The 24,605-nt window shown below is 76.2% G+C and carries 2 protein-coding genes and 3 pseudogenes; all 5 read left to right on the forward strand.

Features of this window, described 5'->3' with window-relative positions; translation table 11 throughout:
- Positions 1-54 precede the first annotated feature (54 nt).
- Positions 55-7,656: an amino acid adenylation domain-containing protein gene (locus AC4IHM_RS31760; RefSeq protein ID WP_490870997.1), complete on the forward strand. Its 7,602-nt coding sequence runs from the start codon at positions 55-57 to the stop codon at positions 7,654-7,656.
- A pseudogene (locus tag AC4IHM_RS31765) lies at positions 7,653-14,960 on the forward strand (amino acid adenylation domain-containing protein); the annotation flags it as partial. The gene AC4IHM_RS31760 and the pseudogene AC4IHM_RS31765, both read left to right, overlap by 4 nt.
- Positions 14,961-15,137: 177 nt before the next feature.
- Positions 15,138-18,137: pseudogene (locus AC4IHM_RS31770) on the forward strand (non-ribosomal peptide synthetase); the annotation flags it as partial.
- Between the two features lie 183 nt (positions 18,138-18,320).
- Positions 18,321-19,889, forward strand: a pseudogene (locus AC4IHM_RS31775) (condensation domain-containing protein); the annotation flags it as partial.
- Positions 19,890-20,055: 166 nt separating this feature from the next.
- Positions 20,056-24,585: an amino acid adenylation domain-containing protein gene (locus AC4IHM_RS31780; protein WP_490870411.1), complete on the forward strand. Its 4,530-nt coding sequence runs from the start codon at positions 20,056-20,058 to the stop codon at positions 24,583-24,585.
- The last annotated feature ends 20 nt before the right edge of the window (positions 24,586-24,605 follow it).

The following is a 24,605-nucleotide window of genomic DNA, read 5'->3' on the forward strand; positions in this document are numbered from 1 at the left end:
TTCTACCTCGTCCAGCTCGAACTGGAGCTGACCGGCGCTCTGGACGCCGACCGGCTGCGCCGCGCGGCCCAGAGCGTGGTGGACCGGCACGAGGTGCTGCGGGCGGGCTTCCGCCAGCTGTCGACCGGCCGCCTCGTGCAGTACGTCGCCGATCCCACGCCGGTGGACTGGCGCGAGGCCGACCTGCGCGGCCGGCCCGGCGAGCTGCCCCGACTGGCCCTGGAGGACCGCACCCGGCGCTTCGACCTCGACGCCCCGCCCCTGGTCCGCCTCACCCTGGCCCGGCTCGCCGACGACACCTGGCGCCTGCTGTTCACCAGCCACCATCTCCTGCTCGACGGCTGGTCCTCGCCCCTGCTGCTCACCGACCTGTTCACCGCGTACGCGGGCGGCGCCCCCGCACCCCGCAGGCCCTACGCGGACCACCTGGCCTGGCTCGCCCGCCAGGACCGGGAGGCGGCCCTCGATGCATGGCGCCGGGAACTGCACGGCCTGGAGGCGCCCTCGCTCGTCGCGGACGGCACGACCGGCACGGACACCGCCGGCGCCCAGGAGCCCGGCGAGAGCGAGCACGTCCTGCCGGCCGGCCTCGCAAACGCCCTGGAGGCGGCGGCCCGCGCGAGCGGCACCACCCTCAACACCCTGGTGCAGACCGGCTGGGCGCTGGTCCTGTCCCGGCTGACCGGACGCACCGACGTGGTGTTCGGCGCCGCCGTCTCCGGCCGCCCCGCCGACCTTCCCGGCGCCGGCTCCATGCTCGGCCTGTTCGTCAACACCCTGCCGGTGCGCGTGGACACGGCACCCGGCAGGAGCCTGCACGACATCGTCACCGCCCTGCACGAGAGCCAGGCGGCCCTGCTCGACCACCAGCACATCGGGCTCGCCGACCTCCAGCGCGAGGCCGGTCTGCCGGTCCTGTTCGACACCATGACGGTCTTCGAGAACTACCCGTTCGACGAGGACGCGCTCTCCGCGAGCGAGACGGCGGCCGGGCTCACGGTGCGCGGGGTCGGCGGCCGGGACGCGACGCACTACCCGCTGACCCTCTCCACCACCGCGCACGGCGGCCGGATCAGGCTCGTGCTCAAGCACCGGAGCGACCTGTTCGACGGGGAGAGGGCCCGCCGCGTCCTGGACGCACTGGCCGGCGCTCTCGAAGCCCTCGCCGGCGACCTCCACCGCCCCTCCGGCGCACTCGACGTACTGCCCGCCGCGCCCGCCCCCGCGACGCCGAGCGCGCTCCGCCACCCGGACGGAGGGCTCTCCCCGGCCGGCGTGGTCGCCCGGCACGCGGCGGCGGCCCCCGAGGCCGTCGCGGTACGCGCCCCGGACGGCACGCCGGTCCTCACCTACGCCGAACTCGCCGGCCGGGCGGCCGGGTTCGCCGCCCGGCTGCGCACGGCCGGCGCCGGACCCGAGACGACGGTCGGGGTACTGCTGCCGCGCTCGCCCGAACTGATCGTCGCCCTGCTCGCGGTGAACTGGGCCGGCGCCGCCTACCTGCCCCTGCACCCCGACTGGCCCGCCCACCGCTCCCGCACCGTCCTGAACGCCGCCGAGGCCGTCGCCCTGATCACCGCAACTGACACTGACACTGACACTGACACCGGCACCGGCACCGACATCGCGGACGGCCGCCCCGTACTCGCCGAAAACCCGGACCCGGGCACGCACGCCGCCGGACAACCGGCCCGCGTCCCCGGCGCGGCCCTCGCCTACGTGATGTACACCTCCGGGTCCACCGGCGAGCCCAAGGGCGTGGCCGTCACACAGGACGATGTGCGGGCGCTCGCCGCCGACTCCCGGTTCGCCCCCGACGCGCACCGCCGGGTGCTGCTGCACTCCCCGCACTCCTTCGACGCCTCGACCTACGAGCTGTGGGTGCCGCTGCTGAGCGGCGGCGAGATCGTCCTGGCACCGGACGAGGCGATGGACCCGCGGCACTGGCGCGAACTGCTGCGCCAAGGCCTCGTCGACGCGGCCTGGTTCACCGCCGGCCTGTTCGACCTGCTCGCCCAGGAGGTCCCGGAGGCGTTCACCGGTCTGCGTGAGGTGTGGACCGGCGGCGCCGTCGTGCCGCCGACGGCGGTGCGGGCCGCCCTCGCCGCCGCACCCGGCCTGCGCGTGGTCAACGGCTACGGACCCACCGAGACGACCACGTTCGCCACCGCGGGACCCGTGGACCCCGCCGCCCTCGACGGACCGCTGCCGATCGGCCACCCCCTGGACGGCATCGCCGCGCGCGTCCTCGACCCGGCACTGCGGCCCGTGGCGCCCGGCGTACCCGGAGAGCTGTACCTCGCCGGTGCCGGACTGGCCCGCGGCTACCTGGGCCGGCCGGACCTGACCGCCGAGCGCTTCGTCGCCGACCCCCACGGAGCGCGCGGCGGCCGGATGTACCGCACCGGCGACGTGGTCAGGCAACGCCCCGACGGCGCCCTGGACTTCGTGGGCCGCGCCGACGACCAGGTCAAGCTGCGCGGCTACCGCGTCGAACCCGGCGAGGCCGAGGCCGCGCTCGCCGCCCTCGACGGCGTCGCCCGCGCCGCCGTGGTCCTGCGTGACGACCTGCCCACCGGCCCCGCCCTGATCGGCTACACGGTCCCCGCCGCCGAACCGGCCCGCACGGCGGAGCAGCTCCTCGCCGAACTGCGGACCCGGCTGCCCGCCTACCTGCTGCCCGCGGCCCTGGTCACCGTCGACGACATCCCGCTCACCGCCAACGGCAAGGTCGACCGGGCCGCGCTCCCGGCCCCGGCCGGGCCGCGGACGGCGGGCGGCGCCCCCGGCACGGGCGGCGGTCCGCGCGAGGAGCTGCTGTGCGGCCTGTTCGCCGAGGCACTCGGGCTGGAGAGCGTCGCTCCGCACGACGACTTCTTCGCCCTCGGCGGACACTCCCTGCTCGCCATGCGCCTCGCGGGCACCGTCCGCGCCGCCCTGGGCACCGCGCTGAGCGTGCGCGACCTGCTGGAGGCGCGCACCCCCGCGGCGACCGCCGCACTGCTCCGCCCCGGCGGCGGCACCGCGCCGCCCCTGGAGTCCCGGGCCGGCACGGCGCGCCCCGAGCGGATCCCGCTGTCACCCGCCCAGCAGCGCCTGTGGTTCCTCGACCGGCTGGAGAGCGAGCCGTCCGCCGCGTACAACGTTCCCGTCGCGCTGCGCCTGACCGGCCCGCTCGACACGGCGGCCCTGCGGGAGGCGCTCACCGATCTCGTCACCCGGCACGAGGTGCTGCGCACCGTCTACCCCGACCACGACGGAGTGCCGTACCAGAAGGTGCTGGACCCGGCGCGGACGCGGGTGGAGCTGCGGGTGCTGCCCGCCGCCCGCGCCGAGGACCCGGCGGCCGTCGCCGTACTGGAACGGGAGGCCGCCAGGACCTTCGACCTGGCGCGCGACATCCCGCTGCGCGCCCTGTGCCTGCGGGTCCCGGACGGCGACGTGCTGCTGCTCGTCCTGCACCACATAGCGGGCGACGAGTGGTCGGTGGGCCCGCTGCTCGACGACCTCTCGGCCGCCTACGCCGCCCGGACCGAGGGCCGCGCGCCGCGGACACCCGCCCTGCCCGTGCAGTACGCCGACCACACCCTGTGGCAGCGCGAGGTGCTCGGCGAGGAGAGCGCCGAGGACAGCGCGGCCGCCCGGCAGATCGCCCACTGGCGCGAGCGGCTCGCCGGCTCCCCGCCCGAGCTGCCGCTGCCGGTCGACCGCCCGCGCGGACCGCGCGCCGGACACGAGGGCGGCGTCGTCGAGTTCGAGGTCCCCGAGCACGTCCGCCGGGGCCTCGCCGAGCTGACCGTGCGCACCGGGGCGACCCCGTTCATGGTCGCGCACGCCGCCCTGGCCGTACTCCTCCAACGTCTGGGCGCGGGCGACGACATACCCGTGGGCACCCTCGTCGCCGGACGCGAGGAGGCCGCCCTGCACGCCATGGTGGGCTTCTTCGTCAACACGCTCGTGCTGCGCACCGACCTGAGCGGCGACCCCACCCCGGCCGCGCTCGTGCGGCGCGTACGGGACCGGGACCTGGACGACTTCGACCACGCCGACGTGCCCTTCGAACGCCTCGTCGACGTGCTCGACGTGGAACGCTCGCTCTCCCGCCACCCGCTCTTCCAGGTGATGCTCAACCACCAGACCCGGGTCGCCCGGGGCCCCTCCTTCGCGGGCCTGGACAGCACCCCGCTGGCCGTGCGCACCGGCACCGCCAAGTTCGACCTGACCTTCACGATGGTGCGGGACACCGGCCCCGACGGCGCCCTGGGCGGCGGCATCACCTACCGCACCGACCTCTTCGACCACGAGACCGCCGAGGCACTCGCCTCCCGCTTCCTGCGCGTCCTGGCCGCCTTCGCCACCCGCCCCGACGCGCCGCTGAGCACCCTGGACGTGTGGGACGGGCCCGAACGCCACCGGGTCCTCGTCGACTTCAACAGCGCCGAACCGCCCGTCGCGGCCCCGCCGTGCCTGCCGCGGGACTTCGCCGCACAGGCGGCGCGCACACCCGAGGCCCCGGCGGTCGTCACCGACGACGAGGTCCTCACCTTCGGGACGCTCCTGGAGCGGGTACGGGGCGCGGCCGACGCGCTGCGCGCCGCCGGGGTGGGCGACGGCGACCTGGTGGCCGTGCTGCTGCCGCGCTCCGCTGAACTGGTCGTCGCCGCCCACGCCGCGCACCACGCCGGGGCCGTCTACCTGCCCCTGGACCCCGCCCACCCGGCACCGCGGCTGGCCCGCGTGCTCGCCGCGAACCCGCCGCGCGCGGTCGTCACCGACCGGGCGACCCGCGCCCTGCTGCCCGCCGAGGGGCCCTGGCGCCTCCTGCTGACGGACGAACTCCCGCCCACCGGCGAGAGCCCCGCCCCTGCACCCCACCCCTCAAGCCCCGCCTACGTCATCCACACCTCCGGCTCCACCGGAGAGCCCAAGCCGGTCGTCGTACCGCACGGCGCGCTCGCCAACCGGCTCGGCTGGACCCGGCGCAACCACCCGCTGGGCCCCGGGGACCGCATGCTGCTCAAGGCCGCGCCCGGCTTCAACGTCTCGGTGTGGGAGATCTTCGGCCCGCTGCTCGACGGCGCCGCCCTGGTCGTCGTACCACCGGACCGGCACCTCGACCCGGCGTACGTGGCCGGCCTGATCCGGCGCCACGAGGTCACCGCCGTCCACTTCGTGCCCTCGATGCTCGCCCTGTTCGCGGCCGAACCCGAAGCGGCCCGCTGCACCGGCCTCAAGTGGATCTTCAGCGGCGGCGAGGCCCTGGACGACGCCCTGGTGCGGGCCTGCGCCGACCGGCTGCCCGCCACGGTCGTCAACCAGTACGGGCCCGCCGAGGCCGCCGTCAACGTCACCGCACGCCCCGCCGTCCCCGGCGAGCGGGCCATGGTCCCGCTCGGCCGCCCCGGCGCCGGCACCCGCGCCTTCGTCCTCGACGCCTCCCTGCGCCCGGTGCTCCCGGGCGTGACCGGCGAGCTGTACCTCGCCGGTGCCCAACTCGCCCTCGGCTACCTCGGGCGGCCCGCGGCCACCGCGGAACGGTTCGTCGCCGACCCCTTCGGCCCGCCCGGCACCCGGCTCTACCGCACCGGCGACCTCGCCCGCTGGAACCGGCACGGCGAGCTGGAGTTCGGCGGCCGGGCCGACGACCAGGTGAAGCTGGCCGGGGTCCGCGTCGAGCCCGGCGAGGTGCGCACCGCGCTGCTCGGCCACCCCGGCGTGCGGGAGGCCGCCGTACTCGTGCGCGAGGGGCGGCTGCTGGGCTACGTCACCACCGCATCCGACACCCTGTCCGGCACGGACCTCATCGGCCGTCTCGCCACCCTGCTGCCCTCGTCGACGGTGCCGGCCGACGTACTGGTCCTCGACACGCTCCCGCTCACCGCCACCGGCAAACTCGACCGGGCCGCACTGCCCCTCCCCGGGCCGCGCACGGGCTCCGCGGACGCGGCACCGCAGGGGAGCACGGAGGCCGTCCTGTGTGAACTCTTCGCCGACCTCCTCGCACTGGCGGGCGCGGGCCCCCACGACAGCTTCTTCGCCCTCGGCGGGGACAGCATCTCCTCCATCCAACTGGTCGGCGCGGCCCGGCGGCGCGGGCTGCTGCTCACCCCGCGCCAGGTGTTCGAGCAGCGCACCCCGGCGGCGCTGGCCACCGTCGCCCGGCCCGCGGCCGAGGAGACGGCCGTCCACGACCCCGGGACCGGTGAGGTGCCCCCGACCCCGGTCATGCACGCCCTGCGGGAACGCGGCGGCGACCACCGGCGGTTCAGCCAGTCGGTGCTCGTCACCGTCCCCGCCGCGGTCACGGCCGACCGGCTGGATGCGGCTCTGCACCGGCTCAGGGAGCACCACGCGATGCTCCGCGCCCGGCTGGACACCTCGGGCGACTGGTCCCTGCACGTTCCCGAGAAGACCCCGCGAGCCTCCGTCCTGCGGACGGTGGAGGTCCTCGGCGACGGCACCGGACTGACGGAGGCGGTGCGCCGCGAGTCCGCCCGCGCCGTGCGCGAACTCGACCCGGAGAGCGGCGAGATGCTGCGCGCCGTCTTCTTCGACCGGGGCCGGGAGCGGACCGGCCGACTGCTGCTGCTCGCCCACCACCTGGTCGTCGACGCCGTGTCCTGGCGGGTGCTGCTGCCCGACCTGGAACACCTGTGCGCGACGCAGGGGGCCGACCGGCCCCTGCCGCCGGTCGAGGTCTCCTTCCGCACCTGGGCCCGCGCCCTCGCCCGGACGGCACCCGACTGCCGCGAGGAACTGCCGTACTGGACCGAGGTGTTGACCGGTGCCGGCGGCCCATCGGGTCCGCCCGCCCCGGACCCGGCGCGGGACACGCCCGACACCGTCCGGCAACACGTCACAGGCGTCCCCGCCGAGACGGCCGAGGCGGCACTCGGCGAGGTGACCGCCGCCTTCCACTGCACCGAGCAGGACGTGCTGCTGACCGCCCTCGCCCTCGCCGCCGGCGCCTGGCAGGGCGGCGGCGACCCGCTCGTACGCCTGGAGGGCCACGGACGGGACGCGGAAGTCCTCGGCGAGCGCGAACCCTTCCGCACCGTGGGCTGGTTCACCACCGTCCACCCCGTGCGGCTCGGCCTGGGCGGCGCCGATCCGGCCCGCGCGCTCACCGAACCCGCCGAGGCCGGCCGTGCCCTCAAGCACGTCAAGGAACTGCTGCGGTCCGTCCCCGGCCACGGCGCAGGCTACGGCCGGTTGCGCCATCTCGACCCGCAATCCGGCCCGGTGCTCGCCGCCCTGCCCGAACCCCGCATCGGCTTCAACTACCTCGGCCGCTACGACGTGTCCGACGACCCGTCCGCCACGGGCGAGGGCACGGCCGCGTGGACACCCGCCCCGGAGTCCGGGGCACTGTGGCGCGAACCCGCGGCCCTCGGCGTCGACCTCGCGGTCGACCTGAACATCGCGGCACTGCACCGCACCTCGGGCACCGAACTCTCGGTGACCTGGCAGTACGCGGAACGGCTCGTGCCCGCCGACCGCATCGCCGCACTCGCCGACGACTGGCGCCGCGCCCTCGACACCCTCGTGGCCGCGGCCCGCACCACGGCGGGCGGACACACCCCGTCCGACCTCGGCCTGCTCACGATCGCCCAGGACGAGATCGACGAATTCGAAGACGAGTGGAGGACCCAGTGACCACCGGCGCACCCTCGGGGCTGCGAGACCTGCTCCCGCTCTCCCCGCTCCAGCAGGGGCTGTACTTCCTGTCGTCCTACGACGACGGCGCGCTGGACGTCTACACCGTGCAGATCGCGGTGGAACTGCGCGGCCCGCTCGACGCCCCCCGGCTGCGCCGTGCCGCCGAGGCCCTGCTCCAGCGGCACCCCAACCTGATGGCCGCCTTCCGGCAGCGCAGGAACGGCGAGCCCGTCACCCTGATCCCGCACCGGGTGGAGCTGCCCTGGACCGAGGTCGACCTGTCCGGCACGGACCCGAAGGAGGCGGCCGAGCGCCTGGAAGGGCTCACCGCGGCCGACCGCACCGCCCGGTTCGACCTGGCCACACCCCCGCTGATCCGCTTCACACTGGTCAGGCTGGGGGAGGAGCACCACCGCCTCCTCTTCAGCCACCACCACCTGCTGCTCGACGGCTGGTCCACCGCCCGCGTCCTCCAGGAGCTGTTCGCCCTGCACCGCGCGGACGGCGCGGCCGAGACCCTGCCGGCCGTCCCGCCGTACCGCGACTACCTCGCCTGGGCCGCCCGCCGCGACCGGAGCGCCGACGAGGCCGCCTGGCGGCACGCCCTGGACGGACTCGACGGCCCCACCGTCGTCGCCCCCGCCCTGTCCGGCGCACCGGCCGCCGAACCGGCCACCCTGGACGTGGACCTCGGTCCGGACCTCGGCGCCGCGCTCACCGCCACGGCCCGCCGCCTCGACGTGACGGTCCCGGTCGTGGTGCAGACGCTCTGGGCGCTGGCCGTGGCCGCGATCACCGGACGCGAGGACATCGTTTGCGGCACCACCGTCTCCGGCCGCCCCGCCGAACTGCCCGGCGTGGAGCACATGGTGGGGCTGTTCATCAACACCCTGCCGTTGCGGGTGCGCCTCGACACCGACCCGGACCTCGGCCTCGCGGACCTCGTACGGCGCGTCGCCCGGGAGCAGGCCGCGCTGCTGGCGCACCACCACATCCCGCTCGCCGACATCCAGCGCCTGGCCGGTCCCGGCGGACCCCTCTTCGACACCCTGTGCGTCTTCGAGAACTACTGGGTGGACACCGGCACCGACACCGGCACCGGCACCGAACAGGACACGGACGCCGACGGCCTGCGCGTCACCGCCGTCACCGGCCGGGACGCCACCCACTACCCCCTCACCCTGGTCGCCGCCCAGACCTCCGACGGCGGCCTCACCCTGCGGCTGCGCTACCGGGAGGACGCCTTCGGCGCCGCCGACGCCGAACGGATCGCCGCCCGGCTGCGCCGCGCCGCCGACGGACTCGTCGGCGACCCCGAACGTCCCCCGGCCCGCCTCGACCTGCTCACCGCCGACGAACGCCAACAGGTCCTGCACACCTTCAACTCCGACACCACCGAGGTCGAACCGGGCACCCTCGCCCAGCTCTTCGAACGGCAGGTCGCCGCACACCCCGGCCTGCCCGCCGTCGTGGACGGTCCCACCACCCTCACCTACGCCGAACTCAACGCACGCGCCAACCGGTTGGCGCACCACCTGATCGGCCTGGGCGTGGGCCCCGAGGACGCGGTCGGCTCGGCACTGCCGCGCGGCGCGCACACCGAGGTGGCCATGCTGGCCATCGCCAAGGCCGGCGGCGTCTTCGCCCCCCTCGACCCGGACTACCCGGCGGAGCGCCTGTCCCGGCTCGTGCGCCGCCTGGACGCCCGCGTCGTACTCACCCTCTCCGGCACCGCCGCCGGCCACTGGGCCGAGGACGCCGCCGTCGTCCACCCCGACCTCGTCACCGGCGGACCCGCCCACAACCCCGTCGACACCGACCGCCGGGCACCGCTGCGACTGGACAACGGCGCCTACGTCATCTTCACCTCCGGATCCACCGGCGAACCCAAGGGCGTGGTGGTCCCGCACCGCCCGCTGGCCGACCTCGTCGCCTGGGCCAACGCCTGCTTCCGTACCCGGCCCGGGGACCGCGTCACCCAGTTCGCCTCGCCCAGCTTCAACGTCACCTTCTGCGAGCTGGCCAACTCCCTGTTCTCCGGCGCCACCCTCGTCGTCGTCCCCGAGGAGCGGCGCGCCGGTGAACCCCTGACCTCCTTCCTGCGCGAGGCGGACATCGGCCTCGCGGTCATCCCGCCCTCCGTCGTCGCCAGCCTGCCGACGGACGCCGGCCTGCCCGCCGGCCTGGAACTCGTCGTCGGCACCGAGGCACTGCCGCCCGAGGTCATCCGCGCCTGGACCGCCCGCCACCGCCTCCACAACGCCTACGGACCCACCGAAGCCGTGGTGAACTCCGCCACCTGGCCCGTGCCCCGCGACTGGACCGGCGGCCCCGTCCCCATCGGCCCGCCCGACGTCAACAAGCGCGCCTACGTCCTCGACCGCCATCTGCGCCCCGTCGCCCCCGGCGTCCTGGGCGAGCTGTACATCGCCGGCGTCGGCCTGGCCCGCGGCTACCTCGGCCGCCCCGGCAGCACCGCCGACCGCTTCGTCGCCTGCCCCTTCACCGGGCCCGGCACCCGCATGTACCGCACCGGCGACCTGGCCCGCTGGAACGCGGCCGGGGAGCTGGAGTACGCGGGCCGCACCGACCACCAGCTGAAGATCCGCGGCTTTCGCATCGAGCCCGCGGAGGTCGAGGCCGTCCTCACCGGGCACCCCGACATCGCCCGTGCCGTGGTCACCGGACACGAGGACGACCGCGGGGTGAAGCGCCTGGTCGCCCACGTCGTACCGGCCGGTGAACGACGGCCCGCACTGGCCGAAGTGGCCGCCTGGGCGGGCGAGTCGCTGCCCGAGCACATGGTGCCCTCCGCCCTGGTCGTCCTCGACGCGCTGCCGCTGACCCGCGCCAACAAGATCGACCGGGCCGCGCTGCCCGCCCCCGAGTTCACCACCGCCACGAGCGGCGCCCCGCCCCGCACGGAGACCGAGCGGGTACTCGCCGCACTGTTCACCGAGATCCTCGGCGTCCCCGGCGTCGGCGCCCAGGACGGCTTCTTCGCGCTCGGCGGCGACAGCATCTCCTCCATTCAGCTCGTCGGCGCGGCCCGCCGCAAGGGACTGCTGCTGCGCCCCCGGGACGTGTTCGAGGGCCGCACCGTGGAGGCCCTGGCCCGGCTCGCCCGCCGCGCCGACACCGAGGCCCCGGCCGCCGGCGACGACACGGGCCGCGCCCCGCTCACCCCGATCCTGCGCCGACTGGTCGAGCGCGGCGGCCCCATCGCCGACTACCACCAGTCCACCGTGCTGCACACCCCGCCCGGCACCCGGGCCGAGCACCTGCGCGCCGGACTCGCCCAGGTCCTCGCCCACCACGGCGCCCTGCGCGCCCGCCTCACCGCCGACGCCCTGGACATCCCGCCGCCCGGCACCCCGGACGCCGCCTCGCTGCTCACCCGCGTCGACGCGGTCGGCCTGCCCGGGGCCGAACTCGACACGGCGCTCGGCGAGCACGCCGCCCTGGCCGCCCGCGACCTCGACCCGCACGCCGGCACCATGCTGCGCGCCGTATGGCTCGACGCGGGCCCCGACCGGGGCGGACTGCTGGCCGTGCTCGTCCACCACGCCGTCGTCGACGGCGTGTCCTGGCGGGTGCTGACCGACGACCTCGCCACCGCCTTCGAGGCCGCCCGCACCGGCACCCCCACCGCCCTCCCCCCGGTCGGCACCCCGTGGCGCACCTGGGCGAGCGGCCTCACCCGGGCCGCCGCACAACCGGCCCGGCAGGCGGAGACCTCCCACTGGCGCTCCGTCCTCACCGGCGACCCCACCGCCCCGGGCGCCGCCGGCCCGAGCCGGCTCGCCGCCCCGCTGGACCCCGACGTGGACACCTACGGCACGCTGCGCACCGTCTCCGTACGGCTGGAGCCCGACACGGCCGCCGTGCTGCTCGGTCCCCTCGCGGCCCGCTACCACGCCGGCCCCGACACCGTGCTGCTCACCGCGCTCGCCCTGGCCCTTGACACCCTGCGCGGCAGCGCCGCGCCCGTGCTGGTCGACCTGGAGGGCCACGGGCGCGTCGAAGAGGCGGTGCCCGGCGCCGATCTGTCCCGCACCGTCGGCTGGTTCACCAGCGTCCACCCGGTGCGCCTGGACCTCACCGGCACGTCCGGCTCCCACGACGCGGCCCTCAAGCACATCAAGGAACAGCTCGGGAAGGCCCCCGACCACGGCATCGGCCACGGGCTGCTGCGCCACCTGGATCCCGCCACCGGCGCCGAACTCGCCGCGCTGCCGCAGCCCGAGATCGGCTACAACTACCTCGGCCGCTTCGGCACACCCGGCGACGGCGGCACCGGCGCCGGGCCCCGCCCGTGGAGCCCGGCGCCGACCGGCGGCCTCGGCGGCGGCGCCGACCCCCGGCTGCCCGCCTCGCACACCCTCCAGCTCGACGCCTCCGCCGTGGAAACCCCGGACGGCCCCGTCCTGCACGCCGCCTTCCGCTTCCCCGAACGCCTCCTGGACACCGCCACCGTGGAACGGCTGGCCGGACTCTGGCTGGACGCCCTGCACACCCTGCGGCGCCTGGCCGAGGACCCCGCGTCCGGCGGCCACACCCCCTCCGACTTCCCCCTGGTGACCGTGGCCCAGCACGAGATCGACGCCCTGGAGGAACAGGGCCCGCTCGACGACCTGCTGCCCCTCTCGCCGCTCCAGGAGGGCCTGTACTTCCTGGCGGGCCTGGGCGCCGAGGGCGAGGGACCCGACGTTTACACCACACAGCTCGTCCTCGACCTCGAGGGCGACCTCGACGGCGAGCGGCTGCGCGCGGCGGCCCGGCACCTGCTGCACCGCCACCCCAACCTGCGGGCGGGCTTCCACTCCCGCCCCGGCGGCGACCCCGTACAGGCCGTGCCCACGCACTACGACATGCCCTTCGCCGAACACCGGCTCGACGCGGGCGCCGAACAGGCGGCCCGCGCCCTGCTCACCGCCGAACGCGCCCGTCCGTTCGACCTCACCCGGCCCCCGCTGATGCGACTGACCGTCGTACGCCTCGGCGAGAACCGCCAACTCCTCGCGATCACCTCGCACCACATCCTGCTCGACGGCTGGTCGGGCCCCCTGCTCGTCCGCGACCTGCTCGGCCTCTACCGCGGCGAGCCCGAACCGGCACCGCGCCCCTACCGCGACCATCTGCGCCGCCTCGCCGAACGCGACCGCGAGAGCACCACGCGCGCCTGGCGCGAGGCACTGGCCGGACTGGACGGACCGACCCGGCTCGTGCCCGCGGCGGCCGGCATGCCCGCGGGCGTGCCCGAGCGCGTCGAGGTCGAACTGCCGGACGGCCTCGCCGAGCGGCTGACGGCCTTCGCCCGCGACCGGCAGGTCACCGTCAACACCGTGCTCCAGACCGCCTGGGGTCTGCTCCTCGGCCTGCTCACCGGACGCGACAACGTCGTCTTCGGCGTCACCGTGTCCGGGCGTCCCGCCGACCTCGACGGCGCGGAGTCGATGATCGGACTGTTCATCAACACCGTGCCCGCCCGCGTCACGGCCCGCCCCGACAGCACCCCCGCCGACCTGGTGGCCGAGATGTCCGCCCGGCAGGCCGCCCTCATGGACCACCAGGACGAGTCGCTCAGCGAGATCCTGCGGGCCGGCGGCCACCGCGAACTCTTCGACACCCTCGTCCTGTTCGAGAACTACCCGGTGGACGGGGAGCGACTGCGCCGCTCCGAGGCCCGCGCCGGACTCCGGGTCACCGCGGCCGAGGGCCACGACGCCACCCACTACCCGCTCGTCCTGGTCGCGCTGCCCGGACAGGACCGGCTCGCCCTCGCCCTCGACCACCGCCCGGAACTCCTCGACCGCGCGGCCACCGAACACATCGCGCGCCTGCTGACCGGCCTGCTCACCGGCATCGTCACCGCACCGGACCGCCCGGTGCACACCCTGCGCCCCGGCGGCGACACGCCCCAGGCCCTCGACGGCCCGCGCGAGCCCGTCACCCGCGCCGGACTCGCCGAGCGCTTCCTCGCCCAGGCGGCGGCCACCCCCTCGGCGCCCGCACTGGTCGCCCAGGGACAGGAGTGGACCTACCGGCGGCTCGCCGACCGCGTCACCGTCCTCGCCGCCCGGCTGACCGAACGCGGCGCGGGGCCGGGGACCCTGGTCGGTGTCGCCCTGCCCCGTGACGCCGACCTGGTCGCCGCGCTCCTCGCCGTCGCCGCCACCGGTGCCGCGTACCTGCCCGTCGACCCCGGCTTCCCCGCCGAGCGGATCGCCCACCTGCTGGACGACGCACGCCCGCTGCTGCTCCTCGAACCCGGCTCCCCGGTCCTCGACGCCGAACCGGCCGCACCGCGCGAGCACTTCACGCCCGTGCGCCCCCACCCGCACGGCACGGCGTACGTCATCCACACCTCCGGGTCCACCGGAACACCCAAGGGCGTGGCCGTCACCCACCGCAACCTGGCCAACCTGCTGGACGCCATGGCCGACGTGGTCGGGACCGGCCCCGGCAAGCGGCTCCTCGCCGTCACCACGGTCAGCTTCGACATCGCCGTACTGGAGCTGTTCACCCCGCTGGTCACCGGAGCCACCGTCGTCCTCGCCGACCGCGACGAGGTCCGCGACCCGAGGCTCCTCGCGGACCTCGCCGCCCGCACCTGCGCCGGCATCCTCCAGGCCACCCCCTCGCTGTGGCGGGCGCTGGTGGAGACCGAGCCGGGGATCCTCACCGGCCTGACCGTGCTGAGCGGCGGCGAACCCCTCGCCCCGGACCTCGCCGCACGCCTCGCCGAGGGCGGCGCCCGGCTCGTCAACCTCTACGGCCCGACCGAGACCACCGTCTGGTCGACCGCCGCCGAACTCCCGCCCCCCGCCCCGGTCCCGCACGTCGGCACCGCCCTGCGCAACACCAGCCTGCACGTCCTCGACGGCTGGCTCAGGCCGGTGCCGCAGGGCACACCCGGCGAGCTGTACATCGGCGGCGCCGGAGTCGCGGCCGGCTACCTCGGCAGGCCCGGCCAGACCGCCACCCGCTTCGTCGCCGACCCCTGCGGCGCCCCGGGCGAACGCCTCTACCGCACCGGCGACATCGCCGAGTGGCGCCCCGACGGCACCCTGCGCGTCCTCGGCCGCGCCGACCACCAGCTCAAGGTGCGCGGCCACCGCGTCGAACCCGGCGAGATCGAGGCCGTGCTGCGCGCCCACCCCGGCGTCGGCGACGCCGTCGTCACCGGGCAGACCGACACCAGCGGAGCCGTACGGCTCGTCGCCCACGTCACCGGCGACACCGAGGGCCTGCGCGACCACCTCGCCGCCCGCCTGCCCGACCACCTGGTGCCGTCGGTGCTGGTGCCGCTGGCGGAACTGCCGCTGACCGCCAACGGCAAGGTCGACCGGGGCCGGCTGCCCGACCCCGGGTTCGCCGCCGCGCCCTCCCGGGCACCCCGCGACCCGAGGGAGGAGGTGCTGACCGGGCTGTTCGCCGACGTGCTCGGCCTGCCCTCGGCCGGCGCCGACGACGACTTCTTCGCCCTCGGCGGCCACTCCCTGCTCGCCCTGCGCCTCGCCAACCGGATCCGCGACGCGTTCGGCACCGACATCGCCCTGCGCGACATCTTCGAACACCCCACGCCCGCCGCGCTCGCCGCGACGGTCCTGCCCCGGCCCGGCGGACGCCTGCCGCTCACCCGGCGCACCCGTGAGCCCGGCGAGCGGCTGCCCCTGTCCTTCGCACAGCTCAGGCTGTGGTTCCTGCACCGCCTGGAGGGCCCGAGCCCCACCTACAACCTCTTCTTCGCGCTGCGACTGGGCCCCGGGCTCGACGTGCCGGCGCTGCGCGCCGCCGTCGGCGACCTGCTGCGGCGCCACGAGAGCCTGCGGACCGTCTTCCCGGACGCCGACGGCACCCCCTACCAGGAGGTCGTCGACGCGGAGAGCGCCCTGCGCACCCTGCCCCTGGAGCCGCGCACGGTGGGGGAGGACGGCCTGGCCGAGGCACTGCGCGCCGAGGCGACCGCGGCCGTCGACCTCACCCGCCACATCCCGCTGCGGATGCGGCTGCTGCGCCGCGGTCCCGACCACGTGCTCACCGTGATGCTGCACCACATCGCCGGCGACGAGTGGTCGATGCGCCCCCTGACGGCCGACCTGCGCACCGCCTACGCCGCCCGCGCCGCGGGCCGCGCGCCCGGCTGGCCCGAACTGCCCGTCACCTACGGCGACTACGCGCTGTGGCAGCGTGAGGTGCTCGGCGCCGAGGACACCCCGGGAAGCCCCGCGGCCACCCAGGCCGCCCACTGGCGGACCGCACTGGCCGGCGCACCCCAGGAACTCGCCCTCCCCTACGACCGCCCGCGCCCCGCCGCCGACGACCCCGCCGGCGCCACCGTGGAGTTCACCGTGCCCGCGCGGGCGCACCGCGCGCTGCGCGCCCTGACCGCCGAGACCGGCACCAGCGTCTTCATGGCCGCGCAGGCCGCCCTGGGCGTGCTGCTGGCCGGACACGGCGCCGGCACCGACCTGCCGATCGGCACGCCGGTCGCCGGACGCACCGACGCCGCCCTCGACGACCTGGTCGGCTTCTTCGTCAACACCCTGGTGCTGCGCACCGACCTCTCCGGCAACCCCAGCTTCCGTGAACTCCTCGGCCGGGTCCGGGAGACGGACCTGGCCGCCTTCGACCACGCCGACCTGCCCTTCGAGCGGCTCGTGGAACTGCTCGCCCCGCAACGCGTGCTCTCCCGGCACCCCCTGTTCCAGGTGATGCTGGCCTTCCAGAACCTCACCGGCGAGGCCCCCTCCTTCCCGGGCGTCGAGGTGAGCCTGCTCGGCGCGGACCCCGGCACCGCCAAGTTCGACCTCTCCTTCACGCTCGCCGAACGCGCGGGCACCGACGGCCTGGGCGGTCAGCTCACCTACCGCACCGCCCTGTTCGACGCGTCCACCGCACGCGCCCTCGCCGACCGCTACGCGAGCCTGCTCGGCGCGCTCGCCGACGCCCCCGACGTGCCCTTCACGCGCGTCCCCCTGCTCGACGAGGACACCGTCGTACGGCTGCGCGCCGTGAGCACCGGTGAGCCGCACCCGCTGCCCGACACCACCCTGCCGCACCTGCTCGCCGCCCGGCTCACCGAGGACCCCCGCCGCACCGCCCTGATCGACGACGCCGGCAGCCTCGACCGGGCCGCCCTCGACGCCCGCACCGGCCGCCTGGCCCGCCTGCTGCGCGACCGCGGGGTGGGCCCCGGCGTCCGGGTGGCCGTCGCCCTGCCCCGCTCCACGGACCTGGTCGTCGCCCTGCACGCGGTGCACCGGGCCGGCGGAGCCTACGTCCCCCTCGACCCCGGCCACCCCACCGCACGCCTCACCCACCAGCTCACCGACAGCGCCCCCGAAGTACTCCTCACCGACGCCGGGCGCACCCACCTGCTGCCCGTCCCGCCCGGCGTGCGGCTCCTGGTGCTCGACGACCCCGCCACCCGCGCGGAACTGGCCGCCGCCGAACCCGTCGGCCCGCATCCCGCGCAGCGCGGCGACGACCCCGCCTACGTCCTGTACACCTCCGGTTCCACCGGCCGCCCCAAGGGCGTGGACGTCAGCCACCGGGCCGTCCTCAACCGGCTGCTGTGGATGGACGCCGCCCACCCGCTCGGCGCGCACGACCGGATCCTGCAGAAGACCCCGGCCGGATTCGACGTCTCCGTCTGGGAGTTCTTCTGGCCGGTCCTGGCCGCGGTGCCCCTGGTGGTGCTCGCCGACGGCGCCCACCACGACCCCGCCGAGGTGGCCGCCGCGATCCGGCGCCACCAGGTGACCGTCGCCCACTTCGTGCCGTCCATGCTGGCCGCCTTCACCGCCGAGGAGGCCGCGGGCTGCCCGAGCCTGCGCACCGTCTTCGCCAGCGGCGAGGCCCTGCCCGGCCCCGTGGCCGACGCACTCCTGGCCGCCCTGCCCGGCGTGCGGCTGCACAACCTGTACGGACCCACCGAGGCCGCCGTCGACGTCACCGCCTGGCCCGTCGAGGCGGGCCGGGACCCCTCCACCGTGCCGATCGGGCACCCCGTGTGGAACACCGGGACCCTCGTGCTCGACGCGTGGCTGCGCCCGGTGCCCGACGGCGTCACCGGCGAGCTGTACCTCACCGGCGTCCAGCTCGCCCGCGGCTACCACGCCCGCCCGGCGCTGACCGCCGAACGCTTCCCCGCCCACCCGTGGGGACCGCCCGGCAGCCGCATGTACCGCACCGGGGACCTGGTGCGGCGCAGGCCCGACGGCGCCCTGGTCTTCGTCGGCCGCGCCGACGGCCAGGTCAAACTGCGCGGACTGCGCGTGGAGACCGGCGAGATCGAGGCCGTGCTCGCCGCCCACCCCCATGTCACCGCCTGCGCGGTCGTGGTCCGCGAGGACCGGCCGGACCGGCGCATCCTCGTCGGCTACCTGGTGCCCGACGGCACCCGGTGGGAACAGGCGGATGTCCTCGGGCACCTGGCGGCGCACCTTCCCGAGCACATGGTGCCCACCGCCCTGATCGCCGTGGACCGGCTGCCCCTGACCCCCAGCGGCAAGCTCGACCGGGCCGCGCTGCCCGCCCCCGACCTCGCCGCCGACGCCACCGGCATCGCCCCGCGCGGCATGCGCGAGGCGATGCTCACCGGCCTGTTCGCCGAACTGCTCGGGGTGCCGGAAGCCGGCGCCGAGGACAGCTTCTTCGCCCTCGGCGGCGACAGCATCCTCTCCCTCCAGCTCGTCGCCCGCGCCCGCCGCGGCGGCCTCACCCTCACCCCGAGGGACGTCTTCGAACACCGGACGCCGGCCGCCCTCGCCCGCGTCGCCACCGACGCCGTGCGCGACGCCCCGCCGCCCGTGCCCGCCACCGGGCGCGCCCCGCTCACCCCGCTGATGCGCTGGGCGCTCGACCGCGGCCCGCTGGACGGCATGCACCAGTACCAGCACCTCGTCACACCGCCCGGGACGACCCGCGCCACCCTCACCGCCGCCCTCGACGCGCTGCTCACCCGGCACCCCGTGCTGCGCGCCCGGCTCGTCGGCGCGGGCGAGGAACGCGCCCTGGACCTGCCCGGACCCGGCTCCCCGAGCGGGGCCGACGTGCTGCTGCACGCGGACCTCACGGACGCCGCCGACGACGCGCTGCCCGACCTGCTCGCCGAGCACGCCGCCCGCGCCGTCGCCGGACTCGACCCCGAACAGGGGCGGATGGTGCGGGCCCTGTGGTGCGACCGGGGCCCCGGCCGGGAGGGCCGGCTGCTGCTCGCCGTGCACCACCTCGCGGTGGACGGCGTCTCCTGGCGCGTCCTGCTCCCCGAACTCGCCGCCGCCCACCGGGCCGCGGCCGACGGCCGCACCTGGGACGCCCCCGCCGCCGGCACCTCCTTCCGGCAGTGGACCCTCGCCCTCGCCGACGCCGGCCGGGCACGCGCGGACACCGCCGAGGCCGAGGTGTGGCGGGAACGCGACGAACGGGCCCGCCCGCTCCTCGGCGACCGGCCCTTCGACCCCGCCCGCGACACCCGGGACACCGTGCGCACGCTGAGCCGCACCCTGGACAGCACCACCACCCGCGCCCTGCTGACCGAGGCCCCCGCCCTCGCGCACGGCACCGTGCACGATGTCCTCGTGGCCGCGCTCGCCGTCGCCCTCGCCGCCTGGCGGCACGAACGCGGACAGGACGGCGGGCCCCGCGACGTCGTCGCCGTCGAGGGCCACGGCCGGGAGGAGACGCTGCTGCCCGGCAGCGACCTGTCCGCCACCGTCGGCTGGTTCACCAGCTGGTACCCGGTGGTCCTCGACACCGGGGGCGTGTCCCCGCGAGAGGCGCTCACCGACCCGGGGGCCGCCCAGCGGCTCCTGGCCACGGTCAAGGAACACCTGCGCCGCACCCCGGACGCGGGCATCGGACACGGGCTGCTGCGCCGGGCCGAGGGCCGCCCGGACGGCTCCCACGACCCGGAGATCGTTTTCAACTACCTGGGCCGCTTCGACCGCGCCGGCCGGCCGGCCGCCGGAAACGGGGACGCCGACGCCCCCTGGCGCGGCGCGCCCGAATCGCTGCCCGAGCTGCACCGTGCGCACCCCGTGCCGGCACCCGTCCTCTTCCCGCTCGAAGTGATCGCCTCCACCGTCGACGGCGAGGACGGCCCCGTCCTCACCAGCCAGTGGTCGTACGGGGACGGCCTTCTCGCCGAAGCCGACGCGCGGGCCCTGGCCGGGCTGTGGTGCCGGGCGCTAGAGGCCTTCGCCCGGCACCGTGCCGCCCCCGTCCACACCCCGTCCGACTTCCCGCTGGTCGAGCTGAGCCGCCCGGACGTCGAGGCGTTGCAGGGGCGGCTGCCCGCGCTCACCGACGTATGGCCGCTGACACCGCTCCAGGAGGGCCTGTACTTCCTGAGCGCGTACGCGGACGAGGAACTCGAACGTCTACACCATGCAGCTCGCGCTGCGCCTGGACGGCACGGTCGACTCCACCGCCCTGCACGCCGCCGCCGCGGACCTGCTGGCCCGCCACGACAACCTGCGGACGGCCTTCGTCGGCACCCCGGCCGGCACCCCCGTCCAGGCCGTCCTGGACGCCGCGGCGGTGGCGCCCGACTGGACCGAGACCGACCTCACCGAGCTGGGGGAGGAGGAACGCGAAGAGGTCCTGCGCGGCCTGCTGCACGAGGACCGCACCCGCCGCTTCGACCTCGCCGTGCCGCCGCTGCTGCGGCTGCGCCTGGTACGGCTCGGCACGGGCGGCACCGTCCTGGTGATCACCAACCACCACGCGGTGCTCGACGGCTGGTCGGTGCCGCTGCTGGTGAAGGAACTCCTGGAGCTGTACGCCGCCCGCACGGTGGGCACACCGCCACCGCCCCGGCGCCGCCCCTTCCGGGACTTCCTGACCTGGCTCGCCCGCCAGGAACCCGGGGCGGCCGAGCAGGCCTGGCGCCGGGCGCTCGACGGCGTCACCGAGCCCACCCTGCTGGCCCCCGCCGCCGGCACCGGCGGACCCGCGCTCTCCCGTCAGCTGTCCGTCGTCCTCGACGAGGAACTCCGCACCGCCCTGGACACCCTGGCCCGCTCCGCCGACGTGACCCGCAACACCGTCGTCCAGTACGCCTGGGGACTGCTGCTGGCCCGGCACACCGGCCGCGAGGACGTTGTCTTCGGCGCCACCGTCTCCGGACGCCCGCCGGAGCTGGACGGCGCGCAGGACATGACGGGCCTGTTCATCAACACCCTGCCGGTCCGCGTCCGCGAGGAGCGGGACGAGAGCGTGCGGCAGGCCCTGGCCCGCCTCCAGGACGAGCAGTCGCGGCTCTCCGCGCACCAGCACCTCGGTCTTTCGCACCTCCAGCGGATCGCCGGCGCCGGTGAACTCTTCGACACCCTCCTGGTGTTCGAGAACTACCCGGTGGACGCGGACGGGCTGCGCGCGGCCGAGCGGTCCGGCGCGCTCGCGGTCAGCGGCGGCGAGAGCACCGACGCCACCCACTACCCGCTGACCCTCGCCGTGGTGCCGGACGCCGGACGGTTCACCATCGAGTACCGGCCCGACCTGTTCGACGAGGACCGCGCGCGCACCCTGCTGCGGCGACTGGTGCACCTGCTCGGCACGCTCACCGCCGACCCCGGCGCCCCCGCCCACCGCGTCGAGGCCCTGGAGCCCGGGGAACGCGACGCGCTGCTGCGCGACAGGAACGCCACGGCCCACCCGTATCCCGGCGGGACCCTGCCCGACCTGCTCGCCGAGCAGACCGCCCGCGGACCCGCGCTGCCCGCCGTGGTCCACGGCGGGACCACCCTCACCTTCGCCGAACTCGCCGAACGCTCCGCACGCCTGGCCCACGAACTGATCGCCCGCGGGGCCGGCCCCGAGGACGTGGTCGCGCTCATGCTGCCGCGCACCGAGGAGATGCTGGTGGCGATCCTGGCCGTGCTCAAGGCGGGCGCCGCCTACCTGCCCCTGGACCCCGCCCACCCCGACGAACGCATCGCGTTCCTGCTGGACGACGCGGCACCGGGCGTCCTGCTGACCACCGGGGCGCTGCGGCCCCGCGTGCCCGCAGGACGCGTGGCCGACATCCTCGTCCTCGACACCCCCGACACCCGGAGCCGGCTGGCCGCCCGCCCGGCCACCGGCCCCAGTGACGCGGAACGCCTGCGCCCCCTTCGCCCCGCCCACCCGGCCTATGTCATCCACACCTCCGGATCCACCGGCACCCCCAAGGGCGTGGTGGTCAGCCACGCGAGCGTCGTCAACCTCTTCCACAGCCACCGAAGGACCCTGTACACCCCGGTGACCGAGCGCACCGGACGGCGCCGGCTGCGCGTCGGGCACGCCTGGTCGTTCTCGTTCGACGCCTCCTGGCAGCCGCAGCTCTGGCTCCTCGACGGACACTGCGTGCACGTCCTGTCCGAGGACCTGCAACACGATCCGGAGGCACTCCACCGCCATCTCAGGGAGCACCGGATCGACTTCGTCGAACTGGCGCCCTCCCTGCTCGCCCAGCTCGAACAGGCCGGACTCACCGCGGGCGGCGACTGCCCGCTGCCCCTGCTCGGCGTCGGCGGCGAGGCCGTCCCCGACGCCCAGTGGGCCCGGCTGCGCGACCTGCCAGGCACCGAGGTGGTGAACCTCTACGGGCCCACCGAGTGCACGGTCGACTCGCTCCAGGCGTTCGTCCGCGACAGCGACCGGCAGGTCGTCGGGCACCCCGTGGACAACGCCCGGGTCTACCTGCTGGACGCGGCGCTGCGGCCGGTGCCGCCCGGCGTGCCGGGGGAGATGTACCTGGCGGGCGCCGGACTCGCCCGCGGCTACCTGGGCCGGCCCGGCCTGACCGCCGAACGCTTCGTCGCCGACCCCTTCGGCCGGGACGGCGGACGGCTGTACCGCACCGGAGACCTCGCCCGCTGGACACCCGAGGGCGCGGTGGAGTTCCTCGGCCGCACCGACGACCAGGTGAAGATCCGCGGCTTCCGGGTCGAACTCGGCGAGATCGAGACGGCCCTCGCCGCCCACCCCGACATCGCCCAGGCGGTCGTGGTCGCCCGCGAGGACGACGGCGTACGCCGGCTCGTCGGATACGCGACCGGCCGCGCGGGCACCGACCCGGACCCCGCGGCCCTGCGCGCCCTCGTGGCCGAGCGGCTGCCGGAGCACCTGGTGCCCGCGGCCGTGGTCGTGCTGGACGCGCTGCCGGTCACCACCAACGGCAAACTCGACCGGGAACGGCTGCCCGCGCCGGACTTCGGCCGGGCGGCGGCCGGCGGACGGGCACCGCGCGGGGAGGCGGAGACCGCGCTGTGCGCCGCCATGGCCGCGGCGCTGCGGCTGCCGGCCGTCGCGGCCGACGCCGACTTCTTCGCCCTGGGCGGCGACAGCATCGTCTCCATGCAGCTCGTCGGCCGGCTGCGCGCCGAGGGCTGGCAGGTCTCGCCCCGCCAGGTCTTCGCCCTGCGCACCCCGGCCGCCCTCGCGGCCGAGCTGAAGCGGGACGCCCCGGCCCACGCGGACGATCCGGCGGGCCGCTCCGGCCGGGCACCCGTGACACCGGTCGTCGAGTGGCTGCGTGAACTCGGCGGCCCGCTGGGCGAGTACTCGCAGGCCACGGTGGTCCAGGTGCCGGCCTCGCTGCGGCGCGGCGATCTGGACGCCGCGCTCCAGGCCCTCCTGGACCGCCACCATCTGCTGCGCTCCCGCCTGGACCGCTCAGGCGAGGGCCCCTGGTCCTTCGTGATCCCCGAGCCCGGCACGGTCGACGCGGCCGGGCTGACCGAACGGGTGGACGTCACCGGCGTCCCGGCCGGCCGCGAACTGGCCCGGGTCATGGGCGAGAAGCTGCTCACCGCCACCCGCGAACTCGATCCGGACGGCGGCCGGATGATGCGGGCGGTCTGGTTCGACGCGGGGCCGGGGCGGTCCGGCCGGCTGCTGCTGCTCCTGCACCACCTGGTGGTGGACGGCTACTCGTGGCGCGTCCTGCACCCCGACCTCAAGGACGCCTGGGAACAGGCACGGACCGGACGGACGCCCGAACTGCCGCCGGTGCCCACCTCGTTCGCCACCTGGGCGCGGGAACTCGCCCGCGCCGCCGAGGCACCCGAGCGGGAGGCGGAACTCGACCACTGGCGGCGCACCCTGGCCGCAGACCCAGGCGACCTGGGCGACCGGCCGCTCGACCCGGCCACGGACACCGTGCGCACCCTCGACCACCTGCGCGTCGAGGTGGGCCCGGAGACCGCAGGCCCCCTCCTCGGGGCCGTGGCGGCGCGGGCCGGCACCACCGTCAACGCCGTTCTGCTCGGCGCCCTCAGCCACGCCCTCGCCCGCTGGCGGGCCCGCCGGGGCGACGGCGAGCCCGCCCGCACCGTGATCGCGATGGAGGGGCACGGCCGCGAGCCCGACGCCGTCCCGGGCACCGACCCGTCCCGGACGGTCGGCTGGTTCACCTCCGTGTACCCGGTGCTGCTGGACGCCGCCGGGGTCGACCCCGAAGCGCCCGACGCGCTGCCGGTACTGGCCGAGCGTGCCGCCCGCGCGCTGGACGCCGTACCCGACAAGGGCATCGGCTACGGCATGCTGCGCCACCTCAACCCGCGTACCCGCACCGGACTGGCCGCCCTGGGCGCGCCCCAGGTGCAGTTCAACTACCTCGGCCGGTTCGGCCCACCGGCCGGCGAACCCGCGGACGGGCCGGAGCTGGCCGGGTCCGAGTCGGCCGGGGACTGGGCGACCGCTCCGGAGACCAGCGGCTTCAGCGGCGGACGCGACCTGGACATGCCGGTCGGGCACCTCCTCGACATCACGGTGTCGGCGGTGGACGGCCCGGAGGGTCCCGTGCTGGGCACCGGCATGGTGTGGCCGGGCGGCGCGCTGTCCCGGCAGGAGGTCGAGGCGTTCGCCCGGGACTGGCGGGCGGCGCTGGTGGAAACGGTGCGGGCCCGCACGGCGGCGGGCCCGGGGGAGTGAGGCGGGGGCGGTGTGCGCCG

The organism is Streptomyces sp. SL06 (assembly GCF_058244745.1).